Annotated in this window: 2 protein-coding genes; both read left to right on the top strand. The window is 64.8% G+C overall.

Features of this window, described 5'->3' with window-relative positions:
* On the top strand, positions 1–980 hold a 980-nt coding region (locus tag EOC06_RS33370; RefSeq protein ID WP_164898886.1), incomplete at its 5' end, for an MFS transporter.
* A 180-nt stretch (positions 981–1160) separates the two neighbouring features.
* Positions 1161–1658, top strand: a 498-nt coding sequence (locus tag EOC06_RS44150) for an MFS transporter (protein ID WP_245470299.1), incomplete at its 3' end; no start/stop codon positions are given.

Below are 1658 nucleotides of genomic sequence, written 5' to 3'. Positions count from 1 at the left end.
TTTCGGCTTCTTTCGTGCCCGCGGCTGTGCGGCTTGTCGGTGCACGCAATCTGGCGGTCGGCTGCTCGCTGATCGGCGCGCTCTGCTTCCTGGGTATCGGCTATCTGCAGGACTGGGTGGCCTGGTTCGTCATCCGCTTCATCATCGGCGTCGTCATCAACCCGCTCTACATCCTCGGCGAGGTGTGGGCACTGTCGCTGGCGCCGCCATCGCGGCGCGGCAGGGTGATGGGCGTGTTCAACACGCTAATGGGCGCCGGCTACGCCGCCGGACCATTCGCGCTGACCCTGCTCGGTACGTCGGGCTGGGCGCCCTTCATGGTCGGCGTCGCCGGTTTCGCGCTCTGCGCGGTGATCCTGCACGCGGTCTCGTCTAAGCTGACCGGGTTCGAGGATGACGACCAGCCTGCCAGCGGCCTTGTCGGCTTTGCCAAGGTGGCGCCTGCGCTGCTGCTTGCCGTGCTTGTCTCGGCGGCGGTTCAGCAGAGCACTTATGCGCTGGTCCCGGTCTTCGGCGCCAGCTATGGCCTTGCGGAAGCCGTTCTGGCCTCGCTGGTGATGGCGCTTTCCCTCGGCAACATCCTGCTGCAGATACCACTCGGCCTTCTGGCGGAGCGTTTTGGCGGCCGCGCCATGATCATCGTCTGCGCGCTGGCAACAACCGTTTGCGCGCTTTTGCTGCCTTTGCTGATCACAACGCCGTTGATCTGGGTCGTGCTGCTGGTGATGGGCGCGGTCGGTTACGGCGTCTACACCATGGCATTGGTCGAACTCGGCAGCCGGTTCAAGGGCTCTGTGCTGGTCGCCGGCAACGCTGCCTTTGCACTGATGTGGGGCGTCGGTGGCATCGTCGGCCCACCCGGTGCCGGCGTGCTCATGCAAGGCATCGGCCCGCTCGGGCTGCCGGTCGTGATCGCCGGCCTCGACGCGGTGCTGGTGATGTTCGCGCTGTATCGGTCGTCCGTGCGCCGAGCTTCCTGACGAGCTCAACCTCCTGACCGGCCCAACTTCCTGACAGGCCCAACTTCCTGACAGGCCCAACTTCCTGACAGGCCCAACCTCCTGACAGGCATTGTCTGGAGCAAGCGGTTTTCGCCTGCCAGGGGCTTACCACCGCGTTGCTCAATCGCTAATCCTGCAGCCTCGATAGCGGTGCGCACAATGAATTTGGTTGAATCGAACGAGGACGAGACGATGCAATGGGCGGCGATCACCGGTGTGATCGCGACCGTCTCGGTGTTCGCCATCGCGCAAGGGTTGTCCTATCCGCTGCTGAGCTTCATCCTGCAGCGCCAGGGCGTTTCGCCGGCGATGATCGGCCTGTCGGCGGCCATGACGCCGATTGGTTTCATCCTGTCGTCGCCATTGATCCCGGCGCTGGCCCGCCGGTTCGGGGCAGGGCGCACAGCGCTTACCTGTGCGGCGCTTTCGGCTGTCGTGCTGGCGCTGATCGGCTGGACGCAGAATGTCTATCTGTGGTTTCCCCTGCGCTTCCTGATCGGTGTGGTGACCAACCCGCTCTATGTGCTGAGCGAGATCTGGGTCATCGCGCTGGCGCCGCCGGCGCGGCGAGGGCGCGTCATGGGTATCTATTCGACGATCATCTCGGCCGGTTTCGCGGCCGGGCCGCTATGCCTGCTTGCAGTCGGTACTGAGGGC

The sequence above is a fragment of the Mesorhizobium sp. M7A.F.Ca.MR.362.00.0.0 genome, assembly GCF_004023175.1.
GTDB lineage: Bacteria > Pseudomonadota > Alphaproteobacteria > Rhizobiales > Rhizobiaceae > Mesorhizobium.
The sequence above is the reverse complement of the archived record's forward strand: the minus strand, read 5'-3'. Positions and strand labels throughout refer to the sequence as shown.